The organism is Xanthomonas sp. WHRI 8393 (assembly GCF_040203315.1).
GTDB classification, from domain to species: domain Bacteria; phylum Pseudomonadota; class Gammaproteobacteria; order Xanthomonadales; family Xanthomonadaceae; genus Xanthomonas; species Xanthomonas arboricola.
Window position 1 is genome coordinate 76720 of record NZ_JBEGGL010000003.1, and the last position, 26362, is coordinate 103081.

Genomic DNA, 26362 nt, shown 5'->3' on the forward strand with positions numbered 1-26362 from the left:
GGGTAACGTTACCTCGCACCATGGCCGCTGAAACAGGGGCGGCAGCCACGGGCGGCATCACGACAGATGCAATGACAAGGCGACGACGCGTCGCCTTGGCGGTTGCGTCGATGTGGTGTGCACCGTTGCTTGGCAGTAGAGCTTGGGAGAGGCCTCTAATGCTGATGGTTCGCAAGGCGTTCCGCCGTGGAGCGCTGTGGTTGTTGTGTGCTTGCATCGCCTGGACTGCAGTGGAGGCTGCACCTGCCGATGCCGATCCGCCCGGTCCCTACGACGTGCGCGTGCTCGCGGGCGGTCTCGGGCTGAGCAAGAAGCTCGCTGCCGGAACCCCACTGCTGGCCGCGGATGCGGATTGGAGCGTGTCCGCCTGGGTGCGGCCCTCCAGCGGGACCACCGGCCCGGCCTTGATTGCCGGGCTCGGTGATCCGCAGGCGGCTGGCCGTTTCTTCGTCATCGACAACGGCCTGCTGGGCTTCGCCCAAGGCGCCGAGCATGTGCTGCGCAGCAAGCAGCCGCTGCGCGCCGGCGTCTGGACGCAGGTTGCCGCAATTGCGCAGGGCACGCGCCTGAGCCTGTATGCCAATGGCCGCCAGGTGGCCAGCGGCAACGTGCAGCAAACCGCAGTCGCGCCCACGCTGGTGTTCGGTCCGCGCCAGCAGCCGGCGGCGTATACGCAGCACTTCGGTGGCGAGATTGCAGGCTTCACCGCGCAGGCCGGCACACTGGATGCGGCAGCCATCGCACGGCTTGCCAGACAGGCACCGGATCCTGCGCTGCAGCGCTTCGAAGACGCATCGCCCGGCTGGCGCGTGCAGGTCAAGCAGATGGCAGGGCAACTCGCACCGCAAGCGGCGGCGACCCTGCCGCGCAGTGCCGCGCCCTTCCCGGCGCCGGTCGCCAGGCCGGTGTCGGAAGCGCCTGCGCTGCAGCCGCTGGATGCCGCCGCATGGCGGCTCGGTGCATGGCAACTCGCTGCGGCACCAGAGCTCGGTCAGGCCAGCGGTGCGACGCTGTCGCGTAGCGATTACGCAGCCGGCAAGACCCGCTGGCGCGCCGCGACCGTGCCGGGCACGGTACTCACCACGCTGGTCGATCGTGGCGTGTATCCGGATCCGGATATCGGCCTCAACAACATGGCGATTCCCGAATCGCTGAGCCGGCAGGACTGGTGGTACCGCAGCAGTTTCGATCTGCCTGCAGCACTGCAAGGCAAGCGATTGGAGCTGCTGTTCAACGGCATCAACTATGCCGGCGAGATCTGGGTCAATGGCACCCAGGTCGGCCGTACCCGCGGCGCATTCGCACGCGGTCGCTTCGATGTCAGCAAGCAGCTCAAGCCGGGCAGGAACGTCGTCGCGGTACGGGTGTCGCCACCGCCACATCCCGGCATTGCGCACGAACAGTCGATGACGGCCGGTGTCGGCGAAAATGGCGGCATGCAGGCGTTGGACGGGCCGACCTTCATCGCCAGCGAAGGCTGGGACTGGATTCCGGCGGTGCGCGATCGCAATGCCGGTCTGTGGCAGGACGTGCAGCTGCATGCCACCGGTCCAGTGGCGCTCGGTGATACGCAAGTGATCACCGCGAAGCTGGCACCGGATCATCACCGCGCGGAACTCGAAATCAACGTGCCATTGCGCAACGACACTGCCGCAGCAGTGCAGGGCACGTTGCAGTTGGCCTTTGGCGATGTACGCATCCAGCGCGACGTCACGGTGCCGGCCGGTGGCAGTACGCTCAAGCTCACTGCTGCGGATACGCCGCAGTTGGTCGTCGCCAATCCGCGTCTGTGGTGGCCAAACGGTTATGGCGAGCCTGCGCTGTATACCTTGCAGGCCAGTGTCGAAGTGGCCGGTACGCCGTCGGACGCGCAGCAGCTGCGCTTCGGTATTCGTGAGGTGACCTACGAACTGTCGTTGTTCGACGACGATGGCGCGTTGCGCCGCGTCCTGGTCGATCTCAATCAGGCCCGGCAACGCGGCGAGCGCATCGTCGACGTGCGGCATGCAGCGATCCGTCCGGTACCCGGCGGCAATGCGCAATCCCTGTATCCCGGCGCCTTGTCCTCGCCAGCGGTGCAGCAGCTCGACGACAGCAGCCTGGCCCCGCATCTGGCACTGCGCATCAATGGTGTGCGTATTGCGGTGAAGGGCGGCAACTGGGGCATGGACGACTGGCGCAAGCGGGTCTCGCGCGAGCGGCTGGAGCCATACTTCCGCCTGCAGCGCGATGCGCATTTCAATGTGGTGCGCAACTGGGTGGGGCAGAACACCGAAGCCAGCTTCTTCGAGCTGGCCGACGAATACGGCATGCTGGTGCTCAACGACTTCTGGCAGTCCACCCAGAACTACAACATGGAGCCGGCCGACGCGGCGCTGTTCCTGGACAACGCCGCCGAGGTGATCAAGCGCTTCCGCAATCATCCTTCCATCGTGCTGTGGTTCGGGCGCAACGAAGGCGTGCCAGCGCCGATTCTCAACGAAGGCCTGGACCAGCTGGTGGCCGAACTCGATGGCACGCGCTGGTATACCGGCAGCTCCAACGAGATCAATCTGCAGGGCAGCGGCCCGTACAACTACCGCGAGCCGGTGGCGTACTTCAACAAGCTGGCGCAGGGCTTTTCGGTGGAGGTGGGCACGCCCTCGTTCTCCACCCTGGAGGCGTTCCAAGCATCGGTACCTGCGGCGCAGGACCAGTGGCCGATCAGCGATGTCTGGGCGTATCACGACTGGCACCAGTCCGGTAACGGCGACACCGCCAGTTTCATGCGCTCGCTGACCGACAAGCTCGGCGCGCCGACCAGCCTGGCCGACTTCGAACGCAAGGCGCAGCTGCTCAACTACGAAACGCATCGCGCCATCTTCGAGGGCTTCAACGCCCAGCTGTGGAGCAAGAACAGCGGGCGGCTGCTATGGATGAGCCATCCGGCCTGGCCCAGCAACATGTGGCAGATCTACAGCCACGACTACGACACCCACGCGGCCTACTACGGCGTACGCAATGCGGCAGAGATGCTGCATGTGCAGATGAACCTGCCCGGCCACGAGGTGGTGGTGGTCAACAATGCGGCCGAGCCGGTAAGCGGCCTGCGCGTGCGCGCAGACGTCTATGCCGCCGACGGAAAGTTGCTGCAGCAGCGCGAGCAAGCGCTGGAGGCCGCGGCAGTTGCGGTATCGGCACCGGTGCTGCAACTGGCGCCGTTGCTCAAGGACACCAATGGCCTTGGCTTTGTGCGGCTGCAATTGCTCGATCGCGACGCGGCCGTGCGTTCGCGCAATTTCTACTGGGTGGCGCGCGATGCGGCGGCCATGCGCGGTCTGGATGCGCTGGCGGCAGTGCCGGTACAGCTCAGCACGCAGCTGCAGGAGGGCGCCGAACCGGTGCTGCGCGCCAGCGTGCGCAATGCCTCGCAGCAGGTTGCGCTCAACACCAAGCTGACCCTGGTGGATGCGCAAGGTCAACGCATCCTGCCGGCGTATTACAGCGACAACTACCTCAGCCTGGTGCCGGGCGAGCAGCGCGAGATCGAGATCCGCGGCCCGTCCGCGGCGAGCTTGCGCAATGCCACGCTGCAGGTGCGCGGCTGGAATGTCGAACCATCAACAGGCGTCGCCAACGGGCCTCCGTAGCGGCGCCAGCGCGTTGCCGCGCCGTGCCCCCGCACGGCGTTCGCACTGACGCGCCGATTGCGCGTCAGCCAATACCGCATTGCCGTTGCTGCAATGCCATTCGAAACGGTCGTGGATTGTCGTCATCCCTGGGAGGGGACCATGAACAAGCTGCATTCGAACACCCGCCACACCCCACTGGCCGCCGCACTCGCGGCTGCACTCACCCTGCTTGCCGGCAGCGCAGGCGCACAGGACGCCGGCAATGCCGCCGGGGTCACCGACCTGGACAAGGTCATGGTCAAGGGCGTGCGCGGCGCGCAGGCAGAGGCCATCGAGAACAAGCGCACCGCTGCGCAGATCATCGACTCGATCTCTGCTGAAGACATCGGCAAGTTGCCCGACGTCACCATCACCGATTCGCTGCAACGCGTGCCCGGCGTGCAGATCCGGCGTTCGGCCGGCGAGGGCTCGCAGCTCAATATCCGCGGCATGCCGCAGGTGCAGACCACCATGAACGGCGAGTTGTACCTGAGTGCCGGTGGCGGCGATCAATACGGCCAGCCGAACATCGGCCGCGCGCAGCCGGATTTCGTCGATATCCCGCCGACGCTGTTCAGTGGCGTGGATGTGATCAAGTCGCCGACCGCCGCCGATCTGGATGGCGGCATCAGCGGTACCGTCTCGCTGAAGACGCGGCGCCCGTTCGACCTGCCGGAAGGCTGGACCTTCAGCGGCCAGGCCGAAGGCTCCTACGGCGACCGCGTGCAGGAACTCAACGAGCTGTACTCGGGGCTGGCCAGCTTCCGCACCGAGCGCTGGGGCGCGTTGCTGGCCGTGTCGTACTCCGACGCCACGCTGGAGAACAAGCACCCCAGCGTGTATTCCAACGGCGCGCAGAAATCCACCGAGCAGAATGTGGGCTTCGATTTCAACGGGGACGGGCGCATCGGCAGCAACACCGACCCCAGCAATCTGCCGCGCGATTACTTCTACAACTGGGTCGCCACCGAACTGGACAACCGCAGCACCGATCGCCAGCGCACCGGCATCAACGGCTCGTTCCAGTTCAACATCAACGATTCGTGGACGGTGTTGGCCGATGCGGCCTACACCAAGCTCGAAGACCAGGACACCTCGGTGGCCGCGCAGCTGCACACCGGTTGGGCCACCAACCAGTTGCAGCCCGGGTCGGTGGTCGATTCCAACGGCGTGCTGGAATACGGCCAGTTCCGCTACAACCGCTTCCAGGCCCACTCGATGGCCGGCGTTGCCGACTCGGACGCGCTCAACACCAATCTGGAGCTGCGCTTCGACGATGGTGGCCCTTTGCGTGCCTCGTTCCGCTGGGTGCATGGCGATGCACAGCGCACCTACGACGAAGCGCGTGCCGATGCGGTGGTGACGCGTGGCGACCAGATCACGCGCGCCGGCGGCGTCACGCAGTGGGCGAACGCCAACGGCTTGCCGACAGTGGATGCCTCGGTGGATTTCCGTGGCACCTATCCGGCGGTCAACCTCGGCACCGACGTGTCCAACCCGGACAACTGGCAGCTGATGTCGACCTGGGCGCAGGGCAACAAGATCGAAGCGACGATGGACGCCTTCCGCGCCGATGGCACCTTCGAGTTCGACGAGGGCGTGGTGCGCGGCTTCCAGTTCGGCATCCGCTACGGCGAGCGCGAGGTCAAGCTGGATACCTATCGCTATCTGTCGCCGGTATCGACCAACTGCGCCGACCCGAACCGCTCGCTGTATTACTTCAAGGATCCGCTGATCGTGGACACCTGCAGCGGCGTGTCCGAAGCGCGCCTGCTGCCGTTCAATTCGATTCCCGGTTACTGGGCGTATTTCAACGATTTCGATCCGCTCAAGGTCACCGGCCTGGGCAGCCAGGGCCTGCCGGCGATCAACCCGCAGGTCATGAAGGACCCGGTGGGCTATCTCAACAGCCTGTACCCCGGCAACGTGGCCTACCAGCAGGCCGCCGATTCGTACAAGGTCACCGAAAAGAGCACCGCAGCGTATTTTCTGGCCAATCTGGAAGGCGGTACCGGCAGCGCGGTCCCGTGGACGGCCAACATCGGCGCGCGCATCGTGCAGACCAAGCTGGCGATCGACCAGTACCTGAGCAGCGGCAATGTGTTCATCGGCAATGTCGAATGGAACGGCGTCAGCCCGGCGATCGGTACCAATCGATTGAACCGCCAATACACCGACGTGCTGCCCACCGCCAACCTGTCGCTGGACATCACCGATGCGCAGAAGCTGCGCTTTGCCTACAACAAGGCGGTGGCGCGCCAGGACCTGCCCGATCTCGGGCGCGGGCTGGTGAGCTTCTATGCGGTCAACGGCACGCCACCGCGCAACCCCGCGTTGCCTTCGGATGCGGTGCTGTTCCTCAATGGCCGCTCCGGCAATCCGGATCTCGATCCGTATCGCGCCACCAACTACAACGCCTCGTGGGAATGGTATTTCTCCGATGCGTCGTTGGTCAGCGTGGGTGCGTTCCTGATCGATGTGAAGTCGTTCCCCACCACGGTGACCAATATCGAACTGTTGCCCGATGCCGATGGCGTGGCGCGGCTGGGTGGCCCGGTTGAGCGCATCGTCAATGGCGGTGGCGGCAAGATCAAGGGCTTTGAAGTGGGGTATCAGCAGGCCTTCGACTTCCTGCCCGGCTGGTTGAGCGGCTTCGGTACCAACATCAACTACACCTTCTCCGACGCCGACACCGATAACACCGATATCGACGGCAACACCTTGCCGATCGGCGATAACTCCAAGCACCAGGCCAACGCGGTGCTGTGGTACCAGAAGGACAAGCTGCAGGCGCGTGTGGCCTACAACTGGCGCAGCAAGCGCTTCAGCCAGGTCAACAGCGGTGCCTGGGGCGACGAGCTGGCGATCTGGAACGACGACGTGGGCTATCTCGATGCGTCCTTCAGCTACGACGTCAACGATCACCTGACCCTGTACGCCCAGGCCACCAATCTGACCGGCGAAAGCGAGCGGCGCTACGCGCAGTGGACCAACCACTACTACGACCAGAACATCTTCGAGCGTCGTTACTACGCGGGCTTGCGTCTGCGCTTCTGATCCGGCTGCACCGTTGTGCGACCCAGCGCACCCCGCGCTGGGTCGCGCATGTTTCGCTGTTGTCGCTCTCCAAGCGGTCATTGCGCTTTCTTCCCGTCGCCGCTGAGTGCGGCGCTGCAGTACGCCTGACGGCAACGTCGGGCACCCTCCCATTCGGCCGCATCGTCGGGAAGCGATGTGGCCGTTTTTTTAGCGTGATGCCGCAGGCGTTACACGATGCCGATCGATGCGGCGCTTAGCGCGCCGGTGGCCCCGCCGTCGAGCCGCGCTTGACCACGGTGTACTTCATCACCTGATGCACGCCCTGCGCGGGATCGCCCTTGCGTCGCTGGCGGATCGCGTCGGCCAGCAGCGACACCGCCGCGCGGCCCATCGCGGTGACCGGTTGATGCACGGTGGTGAGCTCGGGCCAGATGGTGGTGGCGACCGGGGTGTCGTCGAAACCGGCGACCGATACATCTTCGGGCACGCGCAAGCCCAGTCCGTGTGCGACCGCAACGGCGGCTGCCGCCATATCGTCGTTGCTGCAGAACAGGGCGGTAGGCGGTTGCGCCTGCGCAAGCAGGCTGCGCGCGGCGAGCAGGCCGGAGTGATAGGTGAACAGACCGTCTGCCATCAACTCTTCGGCCACAGGCAGGCCGGCAGCCTGCAGGCTGTCGAGATAGCCGTTGGCACGTAATGCACTGGGCGTGTGCTTGGGGTCGCCCTTGATCAAGGCGATGCGGCGATGGCCCAGTTCGATCAGGTGATCGACGATGGCGCGCGCAGCCTGGTAATCGTCGATGCGCACCGAGCTGATCTGCGCCATCGGTGCGCCACTCGCCACCGCCACGACCGGGATGCCGCGTGCGTCGAGTTCGGCGATGGTCTGGCGTGAATCGCATAGCGGGGGCGGCAGGATCACGCCGTCCACGCCGGCCGCCAGCAACCGCTCGGTGGCGGCACGCTGGCTGCGGATGGCGCCGCATTTTTCCACCAGCACCTGGCTGCCATTGAGGCTGCTCTGTTCGAGCAGCCCGAGCATGAATTGGTTGAGGTAGGCCGCGCTGGGATTGCTGTACAGCACGCCGATGCGCAACAGGCCGCTGGTGCGCAACGAACGGCCGGCCAGGTTGGGGCGATACCCCAATGCCTGGACCGAGGCTTCCACACGCACGCGCATCTCCTCGCCGACATGCGGGTGGCGGTTGATGACGCGCGAAGCGGTCATCGGCGAGACCCCGGCGTGCTTGGCGACATCCAGCAGGGTTGCCGCGTTGTTCGCACTGCGTTGGCGCTTGGCCGCCATTGTGTGTGCTCGTCCTGGAGTGGAAGCGAAAGGCGGGTGGCGTGCTTGAGACCTGCAGCGACCAGGACGTGCCTGGCCGCTGGCAATCGTCGCTGCGATGTCGGTATCGGCACAGATCACGCGCAGCGTGCGCGTGCCCTGTGCCGCGCGCACTCAACCGAGGGGCGCCCGCGACGTCTGCAAATGCAGTTATTCGCTCGGCGGCTGCACGCTTTTTGCGCGGCTGCCGAAATCGCCATCGGCTTCGGCCGCCAGGTACGCAAACACCGTGTAGGCCGCGACGTTTTGCGCAAGCGCCTTGGGGTCGATCTTGTCCAGCGTGTCGTCGGCGGTGTGGTGCAGATCGAAGTAGTCGGTGCCGTCCTGGGCCAGCCATGCCCAGGCGCCACCCTTGGCGGAAATCGGCCCGACATCCGGGCCGGGGCCGCCCTTGCTCGGTTCATACGCGATGCCCAACGGCGCGAGTACCTCGGCAATCTGTCTGGTCGCTGCGCGCGACGCGTCCGGTGCCGCCGAGCCGGTGTTGAACGCATAGATGCGCCCGGCACCGAAGTCGCTCTCCGCGCCGATCTGATGCAGCGCCATGTCCTTGGCATCCTTGCCGTGCGCGGCCGCATACGCCTTGCCGCCGTACAGGCCTTGCTCCTCGTTGGCGAAGGCCACCACGCGGATGCTGCGCTTGGGCGCCTGCTTGAGTTGGCCGATCAGGTGGCCCGCGGCCATGGTGATCGCCACGCCGGCACCATCGTCGATCGCGCCGGTGCCCAGATCCCACGAATCCAGATGCCCGCCGATCACCACCACTTCCTTCGGCTTGCTGCGTCCGGTGATTTCGCCGATCACGTTGTAGGAGGTCGCGGTGCCGTCCCAGCCGCAATCCAGCGCCAGCCGCACACGCGTGCTGCCCAGCGCGGTCAGGCGCGCGAGCTGGTTGGCATCGGGCACCGACAAGGCCGCTGCCGGCACCGGCGTCACGCCTTCATCGAAACGTGTGATGCCGGTATGCGGCACGCGGTGCGAGTCGGTGCCGGCCGAGCGCATCACGAAGCCGATCGCGCCCTTGCGGATCGCTTCCGACGGACCCTTGCTGCGCACCGCGCCGCCATTGCCGTAATCCTTGCCGTCGCGCGCCTTGGTCATCTGGTAATCGACGAACGCGATCTTGCCGGCCAGCGAGCCGGCCGGCGCGGCCTGCAGTGCGGCCAGGTTTTCGAAGCGCACCACCTCGCCTTCGACGGTGCCGCCCGGGCTGCCGCCCAGTGCGGTGATGTGCAAAGGCTGCGCATGCGCGCCGATCACCGCCGCCTGTTCGCTGCGCCGCTGCCACTTGGGAAAGCTCACCGGCTCGGTCCACACCTTGTCGAAGCCCAGCGACTGGAACTTGGCCTTGGCCCAGGCCACCGCGCGCGGATCGGCCTCGCCACCGGCAATGCGCGGGCCCACTTCGGTGGTCAACGATTCCACCACCGCAAAGCCGGTGGTGTCGGCCAGGGCCTGCTCGCGCAGCTGCGCGGCGGTGCGCAGCGCGCCATCGGCGATGGTGGTCTGTGCGGCAAGCGCGGGTGTGCAGGCGAGTAGGGCAGAGATGGCAACAGCGAGGCGACGCATGCAGGGCGGCTCCAACGACAAGGGGACCCCGAGCTTATCAGCGCGAGGTCCCCCGTCTGCGTGCGAAAGGTCATCCTCCCGCGCGAAGTTGCGCAGCGGATGTGTCCGCTTACGGCACGCCCGGTGTCTTCAGTGTGTCGTTATTCAACGAATCGCGGATCTCGCGCAGCAATAGCACTTCTTCGCTCGGGCCCTTGGGAGCATCCGGCTTGCGGTGGGTCAGGCGGTTGATCAGCTTGACCACCATGAAGATCGCAAAGGCGATGATCACGAACTGCACGACGGTGTTGATGAAATCGCCGTAGCCGATCGCCACTGCCGGAATTTCCTTGCCGGTGGCATCGACGCCGGCCGGCTTGAGCACCCACGCCAGGCGCGAGAAATCCACATTGCCGATGGCCCAGCCGATCGGCGGCATGATGATCTTTTCCACCAGTGCAGTGACGATCTTGCCGAACGCTGCACCGATGACGACACCGACCGCCAGGTCGATGACATTGCCACGCATCGCGAATTGCTTGAATTCGCTGACCATTCCCATAGCGCACTCCAGATGCGGTCGCGGACCAACTGCCGCAGGGTGATCGTAGCGGGCCGCGTGTCAGCCCGCGATGATGCCGTGGCGCTCGGCAACGTTTTCCAGGCGCGCACTGAACTGATCGCCGGGCAGCAGCGGGCCGACACCGGCCGGCGTGCCCATGAAGATCAGGTCGCCCGCGCGCAATGCATAGAGTTTGGAGAGCTCATGCAAAATCTCCGGCACGTTCCAGATCATCTGATCCAGCAACGACTGCTGACGCACCTGGCCGTTGACTTCCAGCGACAGGTTCAAGGCCTCCAGCGCACCCACTTCGCCGGCGTGCACCAGCTCGCTGATCGGTGCGGAGTGGTCGAAGCCCTTGGCGATGTCCCACGGCAGGCCCTTGGCCTTGGCCGCTGCCTGCAGATCGCGTCGGGTCAGGTCCAGGCCCACGCCGTAGCCATAGATCAGCGCCTCTGCCTGCTCCACCGGCAACTCGCCGGCCGGCGCATCGCTGCCCAGTGCCACCACCAGTTCCACTTCGTGGTGCAGTTCCTTGGTGCCCGGCGGGTACGGAATGTGGTCGCCGTGGCCGACCACGATCGCATCGGCAGGCTTCATGAAAAAGGTCGGCTGGCCACGCTCGGCCTTGGAGGCAGGCGCAGTGGCGCCCATCTCGCGCGCGTGATCGGCAAAGTTGCGGCCGACGCAGTAGATGCGGTGCACCGGAAAGTTGCCGCCACCAACCACCGGAATGCGCGGAACATCGGCGGCGGGAATCACATCGTGGGTCATGCACGCATCCTTGGGGAACGGGGCACGTGAGTCTAGCCGTTTGCCCGTGCATGACGGAACCGCCGCGCTGCAGCGTGCAGTGCGGCGCAACGTCTGGCTGGCAGGTCTGCGATCACGGCTTGCATCGGCGCATGCAGACTCGCGCAGACTGGTCAATACCTGCGCGACTGATTCGGGATTGGATGCTCACCGCGCTGGAGGCGGTGGACTGGTGCCTCAGTGCGACAACGGCAGCGCAGGCTTGCGCACCACGCGGTATTCGGCCTCGACCACGCGGGTGTGCTGCGGCGTGCGACGGTTCGATTTGCTCAGCAGCTTCCAGGCAATGCCGCCCAGGATCATCGCCGCGCCCACGAACACGCTGAAGAAGATCAGCACCGTAAGGATGACCAGACCAGCCAGGCCGGCGGCCACGCGCACCAGCGGGTGACGCGGCTTGCGCGGGGCAAACAGGTGGTGGAGGTTACCGAGTTGGAAGATGCGTGCAGGCATGGCGGTGGGCTGCCGGGCAGGAAACAGGCAGGCAGTATCGTTGCGGTTTCATGTCATTGAGTGAAAACTTCGTTAAACGGTCGCTCGTTTTGTTAAATCCATCACATCGGGTGTGCTGGGCGATTGTCGCTCTGGCAGCCCGGAGCACCGCCCGTACGGGCCGGCAAGCGACGAATTGCAGCCCGCCGTGTGGCGTCGGGGCGATGCAGGCGCATGCCACAATCGCAGTCCGTTCTCGAACAGCAGACCGCATGTCTTCGTCACCGTCCACCACGCTTGTCGAACTGGCGCAGATTCCCGACGCCGGATTTCTGGAAGTCGAAGCGGTCTGGGACGGCGGCCCGGAGTCCCTGGTGCTGTATCGCGACGGTGCCCAGGTGCGCGCCTGGTTGAACGTCTGCCCGCACGCCGGCCGCCGGCTGGACTGGGCGCCGGGCCAGTTCCTCAAGACCAAGGACGGCCATCTGGTGTGCGCAGCGCATGGCGCAGCGTTCGAGCTCACCGGCGGCGAATGCATCAGCGGCCCGTGCCGCGGTCAGTCACTGCTGGCGGTGCCGGCGCGCATCGAGGGTGAGCAGGTGGTGCTTGGGTGACTGCTGAAGGTGGTCCGGCTCAGCGCGCTGCCCACCAGAACATCAGGTTGATCATCGACACCATCACCACGATGTAGATCAGCGACAGCGGTGCGCCCACGCGCCACAGCTCGCGCGGCTGATAGTTGGCTGGGCCCGCCACCATCGAGATCACCGGGTTGGAGGCCGTCATCAGATTGTTGGACGCCGACAGCGCCACGATCAGCGCGAATGCGGTGGGGTTGCCATTGGCGGCCAGCGCCAAGTTGACCGCAATCGGCACCATCACGATGGTGGCGCCGACATGGCTGATCACCAGCGAAAACGCGGTGGTCAGCAGCGCCAGGCTGATTTCCAGCGCCCATACCGGAATGCCTTCGGGCAGGCGGTCGATGGTATGGCCGGCCACCCAGGCCGCGGTGCCGCTGCTGTCCATCGCCCAGCCGAGTGGAATCAGGCCGGCCATCATGAAGATGGTCTTCCAGTTGATCGAGGCATAGGCCTCGTCCATGCGCAGCACGCCGCTGACCAGCATGCAGGCCACGCCGGTCATCAAGGTCAGTGCCACCGGCAAGCGCGAGGTCAGCGCGATCAGGATGGTGAAGGCGAAGATCGCCATGGCGATCTTGAACTTGTGCGGGCGCTGCTCGCCCTTGGGAAAGTCGGTCACCGGCACGAAATCGCGGCTTTCCGCCGCCTGCGCCAGGTCCTGCCAGATGCTGTGGAACACCAGCATGTCGCCGCCACGCAGCGGCACGTTGCGCACGTCCTCGCGGATCACCTGCTTGTCGCGGTTGATCGCCAGCAGGCTGATGCCGCTCTGCTTGCGCAGGCGCAACTCGGCCGCGGTCTTGCCGATCAGCCGCGAGTTGGGCGGGATCAATGCTTCGGAAATGCCGGCCAGGCTGGGGTTGAACAGATCGCCCAGGTTGCGCAGGCGCGAGGACATGCGCAGGAACTGGTTCTGCGCAAAGTCGGTCACTTCCTGGCGCGGCCCCATCGCCCCGAGCACGCTGCCGACCCAGATGCGCATGTCGGCCGGCGGCGCCAGGCGGGTGTCGTTGCCGGTCTTCAGGGCCAGCAGCAACGGCGCGTCGTGCAGCGCTTCGGCCTCGCCCAGGGTCATGCCGACCAATGGGCTTTCGGCGCTGACGGTGAGCTCGAACACGTCGCCGTCGATGCCGTAGGTCTTGGCGAAATAGCTTTCGGTGCGCGAGGGCGTGACGCCTTCGTTGATCAGGCGTTCTTCTTCGATCAGCTTGCGGTCGCCGTAGAAGCGGAAGTACAGCAGTGCGGCGATCAGCAAGGCCACGCCGATCGGCAGCGGCGCGAACATCGTCAACGGCTCGATGCTGGCCATGCCCGAGGGCAGGTTGTTGTTGGCGGAGACCAATAGATCGTTGAGCAGGATCAGCGGTGAATTGCCCACCATGGTCAGCGCGCCGCCCATCACGATGGCTGCGGCGATCGGCAGCAGCATGCGTTGCAGGGTCAGCCCGGTGCGCGTGGCCAGCCGCGAGGCGACCGGCAGGTACAAGGCCATCACCGACGGGTTCTGCATGAAGGACGAATTCAAACCGGAGATGGCCAGCGTCATCATCATCAGGCGTTGTTCGCTGCCGTGCGAGCGCCGCAGCAACCAGGTCGCCAGCCGATTCAACGCACCGGTGCGCTCCAGCCCCGCACCAAGAATGGTGGTGGCGATGATGCTCATCACCGCGTTACCGGAAAAACCACCGAACAGTTCTTCCGGCGCCACCAGCCCGGTGACGCCCAGCACCACCAGCACGATCAAGGCCACCACGTCGGCGCGGATGCGCTCGAACAAAAACATCGCCATCGTGAAACCGACCAGCCCGAGGACGAGCTTCATATCGTTGGTCAGTGTCAGCGCGGTGTCCATCGGGGCAGGGATTCGGGATTCGGGAGTGGGGATTGGTCAAGCGACTGCGGCGTCGAGTATGCGGGGTAGCGCTGTTACGAATCCCCAATCCCCGCTCCCGAATCCCGGTCATAAACCAGATCCCACACGCCGTGGCCGAGCTTCTGGCCGCGGGTTTCGAAGTGGGTCTGCGGGCGCCAGACGGGGCGTTCGACGTGGCCGCGCGGACCGGCGCGATTGACCAGGCCCGGGGTGGCGTCGAGCACGTCCCACATCTGTTCGGCGTAATCGGCCCAGTCGGTGGCCGCATGCAGGCGGCCACCATCGCGCAGCTTGCGCACCACCAGCTGCGCGAACGCCGGCTGGATCAGGCGGCGCTTGTTGTGGCGCTTCTTGTGCCACGGATCGGGGAAGTAGATGCGCACCTCGTCAAGCGCGCCATCGGCGATCTCGTGTTCGAGCACTTCCACTGCGTCGTGGTGATACAGGCGCACATGCGTGCTGCCATCCTCGTCCAGCGCATTGAGCAGGCGACCGACGCCGGGCGCATGCACCTCGATGCCGATGTAGTCGCGGCTGGGGTCTTGCTGCGCGGCAAAGCGCAATGCCGCGCCATTGCCAAACCCGATCTCCAGCACCTTGGGTGCGGGACGGCCGAAGGCCGCATCGAGATCGCGCGGCGCACCGCTGTAGTCCAGGCCGAAGCGTGGCCACAGCTCGTCGAACGCGCGCTGCTGCGCCGGGGTGAAGCGGCCCTGGCGTAGCACGAAGCTGCGCACCTGCCGGCGGCCCTCTTCGATGGTGAAGGGCTTGGGCGGCATCTTGGCGCCGTCGCTGGTGAAAGGATCAGTCATGAGGAAGTCACATCAAAAAACAAAAGCCCCTCTGCCTTGGGGAGAGGGGTTGGGGTGAGGGTACGGCGTAAGGGAGCACGTGCAGCGACGCGCGATCCAGCAACGGCCACATCCGGCATGTCACACGGCCAAGCGGTGCGCATCGACGGCAATGTCAACGCAGTCCACCCACTCATCCAATCACGCCATCCACCGGACTCGACGCCGAGGCATACCGCTTGCGCGGAATCCGCCCGGCCAGGAAGGCTTCGCGTCCGGCCTCGATCGCCTTGCGCATCGCGCTCGCCATCAGGATCGGATCGCGCGCACCGGCGATGGCGGTGTTCATCAGCACGCCGTCGCAGCCCAGCTCCATCGCGATCGCCGCATCCGATGCCGTGCCCACGCCGGCATCGACAATGATCGGCACCTTGGCGTTTTCGATGATTTCCAGCAGGTTGTACTTGTTCTGGATGCCCAGCCCGGAGCCGATCGGCGCGGCCAGTGGCATCACCGCCACGCAGCCGATCTCTTCCAGGCGCTTGGCCAGGATCGGATCGTCGGAGGTATAGACCATGACGTCGAAGCCATCGGCCACCAACTGCTCGGCAGCCTTGAGCGTTTGCACCACATCCGGATACAGCGTGCGCTCGTCGCCGAGCACTTCCAGCTTGGTCAGGTTGTGGCCGTCCAGCAGCTCGCGCGCCAGCCGGCAGGTGCGCACCGCGTCTTCGGCGGTGTAGCAGCCGGCGGTGTTGGGCAGCAGCGTGTAGCGATCCGGCGGCAGCACATCGAGCAGGCTGGGCGCGTTCGGGTCCTGGCCGATGTTCACCCGGCGGATCGCCACGGTGACGATCTGCGCGGCGGCCGCTTCGGTGGCCAGGCGGGTTTCGTCCAGGTCCTTGAACTTGCCGGTGCCGGTCAGCAGGCGCGAACGGTACGGCTTGCCGGCAATGATCAGCGCATCAGAGGGGGCGGTATTGGTCATCGGGCAATTATCACCGATCGCGCGCAGCTGCGCCGGCCTGTGTGCCGCATCAACCGCCGCCCAGCGCATGCACGATCTCCACCACATCGCCGGCACGCAACCGGTGCGTGGCATGCCGCCCGCGCGACACGATTTCGCCATTGATCTCCACTGCCACGCGCCGTTGTGCAAGACCTTCCTGCTCCAGCAGGGTGGCCAGCAGCAGATCGTCGGGAACGTCGCGCGGGGTGCCGTTGAGTTGAATGTTCATGTCATCATTGTGGCATCGCGTGCCGCCAGGGCGCGCGTTTTTGCGTTATGCGGCAATGCAGCGTGAGCGCGGGCGGCGAGGGTGAAACCATGTGCCATTCGCCGGCGTACGTCAGCAGGTCCGGTCCAGTTCCACACTACCTTGAGCAGGCACTCCCATGGCTTCAACCCTTCGCCCGATCCGTTCCCTGATGGCCGTGGCCATCGCCATTGCGGCCACCCCGGCCATGGCCGCGTCTGCGTTCGACCAGACCGTGTTCTTCGGTGACAGCCTCACCGACAGCGGCTACTACAACCCGTTGCTGCCGGCCGCCTCGCGCGCGGTCACCGGCAAGTTCACCACCAACCCGGGCTGGGTCTGGGCCGAGTACGTCGCCGACCACTACGGCACCAATGCCGCGCCCAACGGCAATGGCCAGACCGGCGACAACTACGCCGCCGGCGGCGCCCGCATCCAGGCTGGTTCGACCAGCGTGCTCGGTGCCGCGCCTTCGGTGACCAGCCAGATCAACACCTACCTGAGCGCCAACGGCGGCCAGGCCAACCCGAATGCGCTCTACACCGTATGGGGCGGCGCCAACGATCTGCTCGCCGCTGCAGCCGTGCCGGCCCAGGCGCAGGCCATCATCGGCAACGCGGTCACCGCGCAGGTCGGTGCAGTCGGCGCCTTGCAGGCCGCCGGCGCGCGCTACGTGATGGTGCCGACCATTCCGGACGTGGGCATCACCCCGCGCTTCCGTGCCGGCGGTGCCGCCGCGATGGCGCAGGGCACTGCTGCGGCAACCGCCTACAACACCGCATTGTTCAATGGCCTGCGGTCGGCCGGCCTGCGCGTGATCCCGGTCGACACCTTCCACATCCTGCAGGAAGTGGTCGCCAATCCTGGCACCTACGGCTTCAGCAACGTCACCAGCACCGCCTGCAACCCGGCCGTGCCGCTGCCGGCCTGCAACCCGACCAGCCTGGTCGCCGCCAACGCGCCCAACACCTATGTGTTCGCCGATGGCATCCACCCGACCACCGCCACCCACCAGATCCTGGGCGAGTACGCCATCTCGCTGCTGGAAGCCCCGCGCCTGCAGCAGGTGCTCACGCATTCGGCGCAGGCGATTGGCCGCGCGCGCGCCGACCAGGTGGCCTGGCATCTGGACGGCAAGCCGGATGCCGATGGCCTGCGTTGGTGGGGCAGCGTGCGTGGCGACATGCAGCGTTACGACCATGCCGATCTGTACGACGGCATGGCCCCGGCCGGCTTGTTCGGTGTGGACTGGACTGCGGGCGACCTGGTGTTTGGCGGCTTTGCCGGCTTCGGCAGCATGGACGCCGACTTCGGCAACCGTAACGGCAGCTTCAAGCAGGACGACACCACGCTGGGCGGCTTCTTCGGCTGGTACACCGGCCCGGTCTGGGTCAATGCGCAGGTCAGCTACAGCTGGCTGAGCTACGACGTCGACCGCGAAGTGCAGCTCGGGCCGGCCACCCGCGTGCACAGCGGCTCGCCGGACGGCAGCAACCTCACCGCCGCGGTCAACGCCGGCTATTCGCTGGGCGAAGGCAACGTCAAGTACGGCCCGGTGGTCGGCCTGACCTGGCAGAAGCTCAAGCTCGACGGCTACACCGAGAGCAACGAAAGCTCCACCGCACTGGGCTATGCCGATCAGGACATCGACTCGATGGTCGGCCGCATCGGCTTCCAGGTGCGCCTGGACGGTGCTGCGGTCAAGCCGTACCTGCAGGCGACCTATGACCACGAGTTCAAGGACGGCACCGAAGCCAGCGCCTGGCTGCAGTCGATGCCGGACGTGGGCATGTACACCGTCCCGGGCCAGAACTTCGATCGTAACTATGCGACCGTCGTGCTCGGCGCCCGCACCGGCCTGTGGGGCCTGCAGAGCAATATCGGCCTGAGCACCACCACCGCCCAGCGCAGCGCCCGCGACGCGACGCTGTTCGTGAATTTCAGCGGCAACTTCTGATCCAAGCACCACACGCGTTGCAAACGAGGGCCGGGCAACCGGCCCTCGTCACATCTACGCATTGCGCCCGGCCCCCGCACCCGCCTAAACTCTCGCAACGCCGCGCGGGCGTAGCTCAATGGTAGAGCTGTAGCTTCCCAAGCTACTGACGTGGGTTCGATTCCCATCGCCCGCTCCATGTCCGGCAGTGGCCTCTGACGATCTTGTCCACTAGGCCAGCGCGGATTGCTCGATATCCGATCCGTCCTAACTGAATTGCTTACCCTCTGGGTCGGTCGCTGCGCGATTGCACTTACTCCCTGACATGCAATTTCAGGGCGCAGCTTAAGCCTCCGCAGTCGATGGTAACGATTGTTTTTCAGCTGTCGGCTTTTTAACCCTGGATGGGGTGTTTTCGTCGGCTACAACCGATTGCGACAATGCAGCCGGATATAACATTTAGTGTTTGGACCGGCACCGATTGCAGCGCGCTTGGAGCGAATAACGCCAGTTGCGCGCTTCGCTATTTCCTTCTCCTTGGTCAGGAACCTCCTGATTGAGCGGGTTTGCGGCGATGGGCATAGTGGCAGCCATCATCGAGCGAGCACCATGACCGCCACGCATCCTCAACTCATCGGCGCACTTCTGAAGGGCATACGACGCGCCGAATCCGCGCGGGCAGCCTCGGTTGCTCACCGCGCCGAGCAGATGCGTTTTGGTTACGGCACGCCGGACGATGCTGGCAAGGTGCTTGAGATGTTCGCGCTGGATTCCGAGCAGATTCGCGAGCTGGGGCTGGTGGGGGTGGAAGAGCTGGGCGAAGCGGTCTGCCATGCCTGGTCCATCAACGCCGGCGAGCTGGATCGGGTGGTGCAGTGGTTTTCGGCGCCCAGGGTCGAGTTTGTCGGCAAGCACTGCGGTGAGCTGATCCGGGCCGGGCGCATCGGGCCGGTGCTGACCATGGCCCGCGAGCATGCCTTGCTGCGCCATCGCTGAGCGCAGCCAGACTCGGGCGCGTCCTGCCGCTTTACGCTAGCCGGCGCAACGGCAATACTCGCTGACCCGTCCAACCTCAGTTTTGCCAATGCGCCAGGTTCCGCCCGCTTCACCCTCTGCCGCCGCCAAAGCCCAATTGCTGGAAGAGCTGCGCAAGCTCGAGCAGGAAGAAGCCCAACTCAAGTACGCCCAGACGCTGGAAGCCTTCGACCAGGTGGTCGAGGTGCTGACCCAATTCGGCAGCCGCTTCAATGCCAAGCAGAAGTCCCAGATTGCCTCGCTGGCAATGACTGGCAAATCCAAGGGGCCGTTGTCGTCCACAGGCGAAGTGGTGGCCAAGTACTGGATTCCGCATTCCGGCGAGACCTGGTCCGGGCGTGGTCGCACGCCGCGTGCGTTCAAGGCCTGGGAAGGCACCAGCTCCTACAAGGAATGGAAGGCCAATCATCCGGACAAGCGATTTCCGCTATATCCGGGCTGAGTTTTGCGTCTTCAAGGTCTGGCCAGGGCGCGTAACGCTTAGCGATCCATGGCCGTCGTGCACTTTGGTGTTATCGCCGTCATTGCCGCATTCGAGACGCTGCCGGATCGTGCAATCACATCTGGGTGTGGTGATGCTTGCCGATGTCGCCGTGTTTTAGGCCGGAGCCAGAGAATTGCGCGTCCAGCTTGCTGTGGCGATGTGATTGTTTAAGCACAGTGCGTCGCGATTAAGCGGCGGGCTTTTCGATAGATGTACTCGAAATGCGTGATTGTCGGGTGCGGCTGTTTCGTTTTTTTAAGTTGGTTGATCGGCTATCGATAAAGGCGAGCGGTAACTCGATAAATACCGCACCAGGCCGCATCGCCACGCGCGTCACTAGAGACCAAGCCGCTGCTCCAAGCGCTTTGGCAAGCAAAGCCATTGCAGCTCTATCTGCGATGGCGGCGCGCCAGCAGCGATTCTGCTTCCCCGCGCTCGACGCAGAGTCTGGCTGTCACCTTCAGGGTTGAATGCTGCATCGACATCCATGAATCGATAGCGCAGATCCTGTTAAAGCCGTAGCCTCCGTCGCCGTTGTCGAAGCAATAAAAAACTCGCGGCCTACCGGTTTCCGGCAGGCCGCGAGTTCGTGTTACCGCATCAGTGTTACTGGTCGTTCTTGCACTCAAACACCGACACGCTGCGCGGCGGGGCCAGGAATTCGCTGGCGCCGGCCGGCATCATGTCCACCTCCAGTGCTTCGTCGGTCGAGAGCGCCAGCTTCCAGTGCACCGGTTCGTCGGCCGAGGGCAGGGTGAAGGTTACGCCTTCGTGGTAGGCATTGATGACGATCAACAACGTGGCGTCGTTGGCCAGCTCCTTGACACCGGAGGTCTGTGCCTTGCCTTCCAGCAGCAGTCCCACCGAGCGCGCGCCGGCATCGGTCCAGTGCGCGTCGTCCATTTCGGTGCCACCCGGATTGAGCCAGGTGAGATCGCGCAGGCCTGCCTCCTCGTTGTACTGGCCGTTGAGGAAGCGGCCGCGCGACAGGATCGGATAGCGCTTGCGCAACTGTGTCAGTGCCTTGACGAAGTCGGTCAGGCGGCCATCGGTCGGGTCGTTTTCCCAGTCCAGCCAGGTGATCTCGTTGTCCTGGCAATAGGTGTTGTTGTTGCCGCCCTGCGACTGCGCACGCTCGTCACCGGCAAGCATCATCGGCGTCCCTTGCGAGAGTAGCAGCGTGGCGAGCAGGTTCTTCATCTGCCGCTCCCGGATCTGCAGCACGTCCGCGTTGTCGGTATCACCTTCCTCGCCATAGTTGCAGGAACCGTCGTTGGACGAACCGTCGCGATTGTCCTCGCCATTGGCGATGTTGTGCTTTTCGTTGTAGCTGACCAGGTCGCGCAGGGTGAATCCATCATGCGCGGTGATGAAGTTGACCGACGCCCACGGGCGGCGACCGCGACGATCGAACAGATCGGCCGAACCGGTGAAGCGCGTGGCGAACTCGGCGAGCTTGCCATCCTCGCCCTTCCAGAACTCGCGCGCGTTGTCGCGGAACTTGTCGTTCCATTCCGACCAGCCCGGCGGGAAGTGACCGACCTGGTAGCCGCCGGGGCCGCAGTCCCAGGGTTCGGCAATCAACTTGACCTCCGACAGCAACGGATCCTGGTTGCACGCATCCAGGAAACCGCCACGCTGGTCGAAGCCACTCGGCTCGCGTCCCAGGATCGTGGCCAGGTCGAAGCGGAAGCCGTCCACATGCATCTCGCCGGCCCAATAGCGCAGCGAGTCGTTGACGAACTGGATCACCCGCGAGTTGCTCAGATTGAGCGTATTGCCGGTGCCGGTATCGTTGATGTAGTAACGCTTGTCTTCGGCAAGGCGGTAATAGCTGGCGTTGTCGATGCCCTTGAACGACAGCGTCGGTCCCAGCTCGCTGCCTTCGGCGGTGTGGTTGTAGACCACGTCCAGGATCACTTCCAGGCCCTGCTTGTGCATGGCCTTGACCATGTCGCGGAACTCATCGCGATGTCCGCTGGACAGGTAGCGCGACTTCAGCGCGAAGAAGCCAATGGTGTTGTAGCCCCAGTAATTGCGCAGGTCCTTGTCCAGCAGATGCTGGTCGTCCAGATACGCGTGTACCGGCAACAGCTCCACTGCGGTGATGCCCAGGTCCTTGATGTATTGCAGCACCTGCGGCTGCGCCAGGCCGGCGAAGGTGCCGCGTACGGCCTCCGGTACCTGCGGGTTGCGCATGGTATAGCCACGCACATGGGTCTCGTAGATCACCGTCTCGTTCCAGGGCTTGAGCAGGCGCGCGTCGTCTTCCCAGTCGTAGGTGTCTTCAACCACCACACACTTGGGCATGAACGGCGCGCTGTCGCGCTCGTCGAAACTCAGATCGCCGTCCGGGTGACCCACGGTATAGCCGTACAGTTCGTCTGCCCAGATCAGGTCGCCATCCATCTCGCGTGCATACGGGTCCATCAACAGCTTGTTGTGGTTGAAGCGGTGGCCTTCGGTCGGCTCATACGGGCCATGCACGCGGTAGCCGTAGCGCTGGCCGGGTTTGACGTCGGGTAGGTAGCCGTGCCAGATCTCGTTGGTGTATTCCGGAAGATCCACCCGCACTTCGGTGCCCTGTTCGTCGAACAGACACAGCTCCACGCGCGTGGCATGCGCGGAAAACAACGCAAAATTGGTGCCCTGGCCATCGAAGACGGCACCGCGCGGAAACGGGCGTCCTTGACGGATGCGGGAGGGGTTGGCGTAAGCCGCGCTTGCTGGACGTCGCATTGAGAGTCTCGGGTGCGCCGGCATGCCGGCATTGAGGGAACTCAAGCATTGCGGGTTGCGCTGTGCAAACTGCGTCACGACGACAGGGGGGCGGCGTGAGGGCGGTCGATGCGGTACGCGGCGGCCGGTCATTCCGCCGGAGGTGACGGAAGCGCGCGCGCTGACGCGGATGGAGCTGAGACGTTAAGTCGCGCATGTCTGCTGCGCTGTCTGCGCGACTGTCGCGGGCAAACCTGCGCCGTGCATCACCTGTGCCGAGGTACGTCAGCGCGCTTGAGCGCTGCGCAGCCGCCCTGCTAGCATCCGGGCCGTCGCAGCCACGCCGCGCGTGCAGTCTTACAGCTGCCTTGCTGCGTCACTTCCACCTCCCATTCTCGGGGCCGTCGCACACCCGTCGAACGCAACGTGCAAGGGCAGGGACGCTGCCCGCGCGTCCAATCGACCGGCAGACCTACGGACTTGGGTCACTCCGTCATCAGACTCCGACCATGTCCAGGCCGCGCCGTACACCTGCCGCGATGAAAATCGCCATTCTTTCCCGCAACAGCAAGCTGTATTCGACCCGGCGGCTCATCGAGGCCGGGCGCAAGCGTGGTCATACCGTGCGCATCCTCGACCCGCTGCGCTGCTACATGCGCATCGCCGCCGACGGTTTCAGCCTGCACTACAAGGGCAAGCCGATCACCGGCTTTGATGCGGTGATCCCGCGCATCGGCGCCTCGGTCACGCGCTATGCCACCGCCGTGTTGCGCCAGCTCGAATTCATGGGCACCTACACGCCCAACCCGTCCGACGCCATCCTGCGCTCGCGCGACAAGTTGCGCGCGCATCAGTTGCTGGCCGCGCAAGGCATCGACATGCCGGTGACCGTGTTCGGCGACAACCCGGACGACACCCAGGATCTGCTGTCGATGCTGGGCCCGCCGCCGCATGTGGTGAAGTTGAACGAGGGCGCGCAGGGCGCCGGGGTGATCCTCGCCGAGAAAGCCAGCGCCTCGCGCGGCGTAGTCGAGGCGCTGCGCGGGCTCTATGCCAACTTCATCGTGCAGGAATTCATCGGCGAGGCCGAGGGCGCGGACCTGCGCTGCTTCGTGGTCGGCGACCGGGTGGTTGCCGCCATGCGCCGGCAGGCGGCCGAGGGCGACTTCCGTTCCAACCTGCATCTGGGCGGCAGCGCTGCGGTGGCCCAGGCCACCGAGCAGGAGCAGGAGGTCGCGGTACGCTCGGCGCGCGCGCTGGGCCTGGCCGTGGCCGGTGTGGACCTGATCCGTTCCAGGCGCGGGCCGTTGGTGCTCGAGGTCAACTCGACTCCCGGACTGGAGGGCGTGGAAGGGGTCTGCGAGGTGGACGTGGCGGCGGCGATCATCCAGCACCTGGAGCAGTCGATCCGCTGATCGGACCGGGAGTGTTGTTAGCAAAAATTTAACGAAAATCTAATCCTTTCCTCGCTAGCCTCACCCGACCGTAGCTCCGCTCTCGGCAGTGACGGTGATCGGGATGAACTTTTGGCCCAAGTGCGTTGTCGCACTTGGGCCTTTTTACTTAGGCACGCTTGCTCCACCAGCGATGTCGAGTCTAAAGTGAGGAAATGTTAAACGGACGATGGAACAAGGAACGATCATGCTCAAGGCTTTCTGTTATGCGGCATCTTTGTCTGTGCTTTTGCTAGCAAATGTTGCGGATGCCTCGGCAACAGTAGACGTCAAGAAGCCTTTCGCCCAGCAGGCCGCTCAAGTGCGCAACGAGCTGGACGGCGGCACCAAGTACTCCGAGATCAGTCAGGAAGACCGCGCTAAGGTGCTTTCTGCGCTCACGAGAATAGAAATTGCAGTGGCAGAAAATGGTGATGCACAGGCGTTGACGCCGGACCGAAAGGCAGCGGTCTACAACGACCAAGAGCTCATCAATACAATTTTGACGAGGGCGGGTGAGGAAAGTCGCCTGGTTTGCACGCGTGAAAAGGCGACGGGTTCTCATCACACCACTTCGATCTGCAAAACCGTTGCCGAACGCAGACGCTTGCGTGACAGCGGCGAGCGTGACATGAGCTCCATGCAGCGGAGACACAAGGCCACCGACCCGGGCTCCTAAGTCCACCCCGACCATAGTTATTGAGGTTTCAGTGCGAATTCTAGTAATCGAAGACAACAGCGATATCGCCGCCAATCTGGGCGACTATCTCGAAGACCGTGGCCACACGGTGGACTTTGCCGCCGACGGCGTGACCGGTCTGCACCTGGCCGTGGTGCACGAGTTCGACGCCATCGTGCTCGACCTCAACCTGCCCGGCATGGATGGCATCGAGGTGTGTCGCAAGCTGCGCAACGAAGCGCGCAAGCAGACACCGGTGCTGATGCTCACTGCACGCGATTCGCTGGACAACAAGTTGGCCGGTTTCGACTCCGGCGCGGACGACTACCTGATCAAGCCGTTCGCGCTGCAGGAAGTGGAAGTGCGGCTCAACGCGCTGTCGCGTCGTGGCAAGGGCGTGCACACCCGCGTGCTGGAGACCGGCGATCTGGAATACAACCTGGACACGCTGGAAGTGCGTCGCCGCGGCAAGCTGCTGCAGCTCAACCCCACTGCCTTGAAGATCCTGCAGTCGCTGATGGAGGCCTCGCCGGCCGTGGTCACCCGCCAGGAGCTGGAAACCCGCGTCTGGGGCGAAGAACTGCCGGATTCGGACTCGCTGCGTGTGCATATCCACGGCCTGCGTGCGGTGGTCGACAAACCTTTCGATGTGCCGATGATCCAGACCCGTCACGGCATCGGCTATCGCATCGCCTCGCCCGATGCCTGAAAGCAATAACGGCGCGCGGCCCGCCCGCAGGCGCGGCCGCTACCGGCGGCGCTTGCGCAGCCGCATCATCCTGTCGTTCGTGTTGTTGGGCTTCTGCCTGACCACGCTGTTCGCCTTCGCCACCAACTGGGCGCGCTCGCGCGTGGAAAACCAGTTGGTGGAAGACGTGATGAACCGCAACATCGACGCCTTTGCGCAGCGTTTCTACTCCGACCCGCTGCGCAACCCCGACCTGCCGGTGCAGCAGATGCGTGGGCGGGTGGTCAAAAGCGACAAGTTCGAAGCGCTGCGGCTGGAACAGCCGGAGTGGTATCAGTTCCCGGACGGCATCCACACCATCTCCGGCGTGGACGAGAACGGCAACGCGTATTCGTACAAGCTGGCGGTGCGCAAGACGCCGAGCGAGTGGTTCTTCCTCGCCTACGACATGACTCAGACCATCAAGGGCGAGATCCAGCTCAAGCGCACCTTGATGCTTTCGGTGCTGGTGTTCAGCGGCTTCTCGCTGCTGATCGGCTGGTGGTCCGCGTCCAAGGTCATGCGCCCGGTGTCGGACCTGGCCGCACGCCTGCGCGCCTACCGCGGCGGCACCAGCGAACCCAAGCCGCTGGCCGCGCACTTCCCCGACGATGAAGTAGGCCAGCTGGCCGAAGCGCTGGACGATTACTCTGCCCGCCTCACCGAGGTGGTGCAGCGCGACCGCGAATTCAACGCCGACGTCAGCCACGAACTGCGCACGCCGCTGGCGGTGATCCGCGGCGCCACCGAACTGCTGCTCACCAAGCCCAATCTCGACGAAAAGATGCTGCAACGCCTGCAGCGCATCCAGCGCGCCGAACTGCAGTGCAGCGACCTGATTGGCTCGCTGCTGCTGCTCTCGCGCAACGAACGCGGGCAGGGCAGCAGCAATGTCGCCAAGGTGGCTGAACAACTGATCGACGCGCACCGCGCCCAGCTGGGCGGCAAGCAGCTGGAGCTGCTGCTGGAAGGCGAGCGCGACCTGGTCATCGACGCGCCCGAATCCGCCTTGTCGGTGGCGCTGGGCAACCTGATCGGCAACGCGGTCAAGTACACCCAGGATGGCCAGGTGCGCGTGCGCGTGCTTGGCGATGCGGTGGAAGTGATCGACTCCGGCCCCGGCCTGAGCGAAGAAGACGCCGCCAAACTGTTCCAGCGCGGCTACCGCGGCACCCACGCCGGCCATTCGCAAGGCGGCGGCATCGGCCTGTCGATCGTCAGCCGGCTGTGCGACCTCTACGGCTGGCGCGTCAGCGTGCGCCCAGGCCAGCAGCGCGGCGTCATCGCAACACTAGCCTTCCACCGCTAACCACCACCCACACTCCCGTAGGAGCGCACCCGGGCGCGAGGGCTTGACACGTATCGTCCTTCCCACTGCAGGGCATCCAAACAACATC

The 26362-nt window shown here is 64.9% G+C and carries 20 protein-coding genes and 1 tRNA gene; 11 read left to right on the forward strand and 10 right to left on the reverse strand.

The window, feature by feature from the left end; all coding sequences use genetic code 11:
• The first annotated feature begins 158 nt into the window (after positions 1-158).
• Both ABQ137_RS10855 and ABQ137_RS10860 read left to right on the forward strand, forming a co-directional pair.
• Positions 159-3629 (forward strand): glycosyl hydrolase 2 galactose-binding domain-containing protein, encoded by a 3471-nt coding sequence (locus tag ABQ137_RS10855; RefSeq protein WP_349782446.1) that lies wholly within the window; start codon positions 159-161, stop codon positions 3627-3629.
• 141 nt (positions 3630-3770) lie between these two features.
• On the forward strand, positions 3771-6707 hold the full coding sequence (locus ABQ137_RS10860; RefSeq protein WP_184517975.1) for a TonB-dependent receptor: 2937 nt from the start codon (positions 3771-3773) through the stop codon (positions 6705-6707).
• 235 nt (positions 6708-6942) lie between these two features.
• Here ABQ137_RS10860 and ABQ137_RS10865 read toward each other — a convergent pair whose 3' ends face one another.
• The 5 genes from ABQ137_RS10865 to ABQ137_RS10885 all read right to left on the reverse strand — a co-directional run bounded on the left by ABQ137_RS10865 (position 6943) and on the right by ABQ137_RS10885 (position 11410).
• Positions 6943-7995 carry a LacI family DNA-binding transcriptional regulator gene (locus ABQ137_RS10865; protein WP_039525778.1) on the reverse strand — a complete coding sequence of 351 codons (1053 nt, stop codon included), beginning with the start codon at positions 7993-7995 and terminating at the stop codon, positions 6943-6945.
• Positions 7996-8184: 189 nt separating this feature from the next.
• Positions 8185-9603 (reverse strand): M28 family peptidase, encoded by a 1419-nt coding sequence (locus tag ABQ137_RS10870; RefSeq protein ID WP_039519353.1) that lies wholly within the window; start codon positions 9601-9603, stop codon positions 8185-8187.
• Between the two features lie 109 nt (positions 9604-9712).
• Positions 9713-10144: a large-conductance mechanosensitive channel protein MscL gene (mscL, locus tag ABQ137_RS10875; RefSeq protein WP_184517979.1), complete on the reverse strand. Its 432-nt coding sequence runs from the start codon at positions 10142-10144 to the stop codon at positions 9713-9715.
• 60 nt (positions 10145-10204) lie between these two features.
• Entirely contained in the window at positions 10205-10918 is a 714-nt protein-coding gene (locus tag ABQ137_RS10880; RefSeq protein WP_039525784.1) for a fumarylacetoacetate hydrolase family protein, read from the reverse strand.
• A gap of 216 nt (positions 10919-11134) precedes the next feature.
• Complete coding sequence (locus tag ABQ137_RS10885; RefSeq protein ID WP_349782449.1) at positions 11135-11410, reverse strand: hypothetical protein; 276 nt, start codon at positions 11408-11410, stop codon at positions 11135-11137.
• Positions 11411-11661: 251 nt separating this feature from the next.
• On the opposite strand from ABQ137_RS10885, the gene ABQ137_RS10890 reads away from it, so the two are divergent.
• The gene (locus tag ABQ137_RS10890; protein WP_349782451.1) at positions 11662-12003 is read left to right on the forward strand and encodes a Rieske (2Fe-2S) protein; all 342 of its coding nucleotides are present in this window, start codon (positions 11662-11664) and stop codon (positions 12001-12003) included.
• Between the two features lie 19 nt (positions 12004-12022).
• On the opposite strand, the gene ABQ137_RS10895 is transcribed toward ABQ137_RS10890, so the two are convergent.
• The 4 genes from ABQ137_RS10895 to thiS form a co-directional block, all read right to left on the reverse strand.
• Complete coding sequence (locus ABQ137_RS10895) at positions 12023-13885, reverse strand: SLC13 family permease (protein ID WP_024940321.1); 1863 nt, start codon at positions 13883-13885, stop codon at positions 12023-12025.
• Between the two features lie 74 nt (positions 13886-13959).
• A complete protein-coding gene (trmB, locus tag ABQ137_RS10900; protein ID WP_349782453.1) occupies positions 13960-14718 on the reverse strand; it encodes a tRNA (guanosine(46)-N7)-methyltransferase TrmB in 759 nt (252 codons plus the stop codon).
• Between the two features lie 172 nt (positions 14719-14890).
• Positions 14891-15685 carry a thiazole synthase gene (locus ABQ137_RS10905; RefSeq protein ID WP_016903327.1) on the reverse strand — a complete coding sequence of 265 codons (795 nt, stop codon included), beginning with the start codon at positions 15683-15685 and terminating at the stop codon, positions 14891-14893.
• Positions 15686-15734: 49 nt separating this feature from the next.
• Positions 15735-15935 (reverse strand): sulfur carrier protein ThiS, encoded by a 201-nt coding sequence (gene thiS, locus ABQ137_RS10910; RefSeq protein ID WP_024939391.1) that lies wholly within the window; start codon positions 15933-15935, stop codon positions 15735-15737.
• A gap of 190 nt (positions 15936-16125) precedes the next feature.
• Between thiS and ABQ137_RS10915 the strand changes: the two genes are divergently transcribed.
• The 4 genes from ABQ137_RS10915 (at position 16126) to ABQ137_RS10930 (ending at position 19366) form a co-directional block, all read left to right on the forward strand.
• Positions 16126-17910: an autotransporter outer membrane beta-barrel domain-containing protein gene (locus ABQ137_RS10915; RefSeq protein WP_154832529.1), complete on the forward strand. Its 1785-nt coding sequence runs from the start codon at positions 16126-16128 to the stop codon at positions 17908-17910.
• 104 nt (positions 17911-18014) lie between these two features.
• Positions 18015-18088 (forward strand) — tRNA-Gly (locus tag ABQ137_RS10920).
• Positions 18089-18498: 410 nt separating this feature from the next.
• Entirely contained in the window at positions 18499-18885 is a 387-nt protein-coding gene (locus ABQ137_RS10925) for a hypothetical protein (protein ID WP_026064907.1), read from the forward strand.
• An 88-nt stretch (positions 18886-18973) separates the two neighbouring features.
• Positions 18974-19366 (forward strand): H-NS histone family protein, encoded by a 393-nt coding sequence (locus tag ABQ137_RS10930; protein WP_023904915.1) that lies wholly within the window; start codon positions 18974-18976, stop codon positions 19364-19366.
• A 648-nt stretch (positions 19367-20014) separates the two neighbouring features.
• On the opposite strand, the gene glgX is transcribed toward ABQ137_RS10930, so the two are convergent.
• On the reverse strand, positions 20015-22147 hold the full coding sequence (glgX, locus tag ABQ137_RS10935) for a glycogen debranching protein GlgX (RefSeq protein WP_065032736.1): 2133 nt from the start codon (positions 22145-22147) through the stop codon (positions 20015-20017).
• Between the two features lie 518 nt (positions 22148-22665).
• On the opposite strand from glgX, the gene rimK reads away from it, so the two are divergent.
• The 4 genes from rimK (at position 22666) to ABQ137_RS10955 (ending at position 26274) form a co-directional block, all read left to right on the forward strand.
• Entirely contained in the window at positions 22666-23541 is an 876-nt protein-coding gene (rimK, locus tag ABQ137_RS10940; protein ID WP_503021218.1) for a 30S ribosomal protein S6--L-glutamate ligase, read from the forward strand.
• Positions 23542-23767: 226 nt separating this feature from the next.
• Entirely contained in the window at positions 23768-24238 is a 471-nt protein-coding gene (locus tag ABQ137_RS10945; protein ID WP_064485041.1) for a hypothetical protein, read from the forward strand.
• Positions 24239-24269: 31 nt separating this feature from the next.
• Positions 24270-24947: a response regulator transcription factor gene (locus ABQ137_RS10950; RefSeq protein ID WP_006448355.1), complete on the forward strand. Its 678-nt coding sequence runs from the start codon at positions 24270-24272 to the stop codon at positions 24945-24947.
• The gene (locus ABQ137_RS10955) at positions 24940-26274 is read left to right on the forward strand and encodes a sensor histidine kinase (protein ID WP_016904089.1); all 1335 of its coding nucleotides are present in this window, start codon (positions 24940-24942) and stop codon (positions 26272-26274) included. The genes ABQ137_RS10950 and ABQ137_RS10955 overlap by 8 nt, the downstream gene beginning before the upstream one ends.
• Positions 26275-26362: the final 88 nt, after the last annotated feature.